The sequence below is a fragment of the Nonomuraea basaltis genome, assembly GCF_005893125.1.
GTDB classification, from domain to species: domain Bacteria; phylum Actinomycetota; class Actinomycetes; order Streptosporangiales; family Streptosporangiaceae; genus Nonomuraea; species Nonomuraea basaltis.
The window spans coordinates 1-3,058 of sequence record NZ_VCJS01000474.1; the positions used below are offsets into that span (position 1 = coordinate 1).

At 72.6% G+C, this 3,058-nt stretch carries 2 protein-coding genes and 1 pseudogene; 2 read left to right on the forward strand and 1 reads right to left on the reverse strand.

The window, feature by feature from the left end; translation table 11 throughout:
- Nucleotides 1–370, reverse strand: a pseudogene (locus tag EJK15_RS68495) (MFS transporter); the annotation flags it as partial.
- A 79-nt stretch (nt 371–449) separates the two neighbouring features.
- On the opposite strand from EJK15_RS68495, the gene EJK15_RS77040 reads away from it, so the two are divergent.
- Nucleotides 450–581, forward strand: coding sequence for a hypothetical protein (locus EJK15_RS77040; protein ID WP_276615627.1), 132 nt, complete (start codon nt 450–452; stop codon nt 579–581).
- Nucleotides 582–1,103: 522 nt separating this feature from the next.
- On the forward strand, nt 1,104–3,044 hold the full coding sequence (locus tag EJK15_RS68500; protein ID WP_240778135.1) for a transposase: 1,941 nt from the start codon (nt 1,104–1,106) through the stop codon (nt 3,042–3,044).
- Nucleotides 3,045–3,058 lie beyond the last annotated feature (14 nt).

Genomic DNA, 3,058 nt, shown 5'->3' on the forward strand with positions numbered 1-3,058 from the left:
GGGCGCCGGTGGGGAGTACGCGGCGCAGGAGGGTGAGGGCGAGGACGGCCGCGCCGGCGGCGAGGATCGCGGCCACGGCCGCGGCGACGTTGAGGCCGCTGGTGAAGGCGGCGCGAGCCGGTTCCAGGAGCGCCTGCGCCGCGGTCGCCGGCAGCTGTTCGGCGGCGGCGAGCGCTCCGGTCAGCGTGTCAGCGGCTCCGGCGGGGACGCCCGCGGGCATCTGGGCCCGGTAGATCGCGGCGCCGACGCTGCCCAGCAGCGCGATGCCGAAGGAGACGCCGAGGTCGCTGGCCGTGGTGCTGACCGCCGAGGCGGCGCCCGCCTTCTCCGGCGGCGCGGCGCCGAGCACCAGGTTGGTGGTCAGCGCCATGGTGGGGGCGATGCCTGGATACAGAATTTGACATGCTCCTCCCCGTGAACGGGGAGGATTCTCATGGCCGCTATCGCTGGTGCCGCTGCCGGAGGGCAGCAAGAGCCTGCTCGATCTGGGCGGCAGCCACGGGTTGTACGCCGAGGCGTTCTGCCGGGCGTACCCCGGCCTGGCGGGCACGATCGTCGACAGCGCCGTCACGGAAGGCTAACCAGTTTGATTAGGGATTCTCACGTATCCGTGGCGGCTTGATAGCAGCGGACTTCTTGGACTCGCAAGAGTGCTCGGAGGCGTCTGGGCGGGCGCGCCGCGAGTCCTGCAAGCATTCGTGCATCGCTCGTATGTTCTATCCGGCAGAGCCAGAGACTGGTAGTCTAACGGTCACTTAGGGTGAAAGTCCGGAGTGACTGGGGGTGCAGGTCGTGCGGGCGTACCGGTTCACTGTCGATTTCACTGTCCATTTCACTGTCGATCCAGCACCGCGTCGGGCGGGTGCACCGGCTGCGCGCTCCAGGGCCGCGCGGGTGGTCAGCACAGGCTTGATGGTGGCGGCGGCGAATCTGGCGCAGCGAGCGGCGGAGGAGCACTCCTTTGCCCTCGGTGGTGGCCGGCTGGCGGGGATGGGCTCTGCGGATGCTCGCTGCTGTGTGCCCTATGGGTGCGGCCGGTGTCTTGAGGGCGAGGGTTGCCGGTGAGCCGGAGGCCGCCGCTGGCCGCGGGCCACAGTGCCCGGATGGCCTGTGCCCGCGCGCTACTGCGTGGTGGGGTGGAGGAGACGACGGGCGAGGTGGTGTCTGCGACGGTGCTGGCCGAGCGGGTCGGCTGGTGCGCCGAGCTGGTCGGCGGTATCACGGCGGGGCTGCTGGCCGAGCACTGGAGCATGGCCGATGTCGCTCTGCTGGCTTCTGGGGTGGATGCGGGCGGGCGGAGGCTGCCGTCGAACGCGTGGATGGCGCTGCGCAGGCTGGGCTGGACGGTCACCGCGCCCGAGGGTGTGACGGTCAACGACCGGATCGTGCGCATGGCTCAGGAGCAGGCCGGAAGGCTGTTGCGCTCGGCGCACTGGCGGGCCGGACTCACTGCCGGTGTCGTGGCCACCTGGCCCGCCGACCCGTGCAAACGCACGGCGCAGGAGTGGGATGCCGTGCGCGCCGCGGTCCCCGGCGGGGCAGACCTGCCCGCCGGGATCATCAAGGCTCGCACTCGGCAGATCGCCGCGTTCCTGCGATCGAGCGGGCGGTTGCCGGCCGATGTGTGCGAGCTGGAGGGCGCGCCGCGGGCGGCGCGGATGCTGCTGCTGGCCGCCTGCGACCGCCAGCAGGCCACCCTCGAGCGCAGCGAAAGCGACCCTGGGCGGGCGTTGCTCAGATTGCAGTTGCCCACCCGGCCGGATCCGCGCTCGTATGCGGATTGGGAGTGGGTGGCCTGCCCCATCACGCTGCCCTCCACGGTTCCGGCTGACGCGGTGCTGCATCTGCCCACCTTGCGCCTCATCGGCGGCGCGGTGCGTGCCGAGGTGGCCTTCACCCATGCCGTCCCCCAGGCCCGGCGCACCGGACACACCATGGCGCTCGGGGTGGACTGGGGGTTGAACACGCTGCTGTCGGCCGGGGCGGTACGGCGCCACGCGGACGGGCGCCTGACCGCGCTGGGGGCCGGCGCCCAGTTCCGCGCCGCCGGCGTGCTGGCCAAGCAGCACCGCCTGCGCCGGCTGTCGGAGCATCTGCACGCCAAGACCGACTGCTACCAGCGCCTGATCAACGGGCGCGCACCCCACCCGGCCGTGGCGGGCAGGCACGCGCTGCTGGCCGAGGAGATCCGCCACCTGTCCGCACGCCGCTCGAACCTCAACGACGCCCTGGCCCGGGCGGCCGCCCGGTGGGCCGTCGATCAGGCCATCGCCGCCCGCGCCACGGTCATCTACCTGGAAGACCTGCGATCGCTGGAAGCCCGCGGGATGGGCCGCACCCTCAACACCCGCCTGTCACAGCAGGTGCGCGGCCAGATCACCGACCACATCCGGCACCTGGCCGCCGAAACCGGGATCGCGGTGGTGACCGTCCCCGCCCGCAACACCTCCAAGCACTGCCCGCACTGCCTGACGCCGCTGCGGCACGGCAAGGCACCCGACAAGCCCGCCATCGCCGGGTGGAAGTGGGCGATCTGCCCCAACCCGGCCTGCGGCTGGCAGGGCGACCGCGACCACGGCGCCTGGCGCCGCATCGCCGCCCGCGGCCTGACCCACCAGGCCAGAACCGCCGTGGACCGGGCCACCGGCGCCATGGCGATCGGCTCAGTGGTGGACAAACTGGAAGCCCGGGCGGTCATCACCCCGCCTACCTCAAGGACTCGCCGGACGGATCGGTCCAAGACCGGCCCGACCCGGCGCCGTAGCCCACGCCCCGCGCCCAGGCGACGCAGGGCACCCTCCCCCACCGGCCCCTCAGGTCCGGCGGGCCAGCGTCCGGAGGGACACGCACCAACGGACCGGAGACGGCTGCCCCGCGCAGCCCACCGGCACCAGGGCGTGACGACGATCAGCACACCCACCACCCGGCACCGGCCGCGAGGAGCAGCACTGGGCGCGGGCTTCCACCTGCACGCCCACGCCACCCCTCCACGGTGGGCACAACCCCCGCCAGACGCTACGTCTGACATGGGATCGCTAAGCTGACACGCGACGTTCCC

Coding starts and splice junctions, on each gene's coding strand:
- EJK15_RS68500 (WP_240778135.1), top strand. CDS start 1,104: ATGGCCTGTGCCCGCGCGCTACTGCGTGGTGGGGTGGAGGAGACGACG.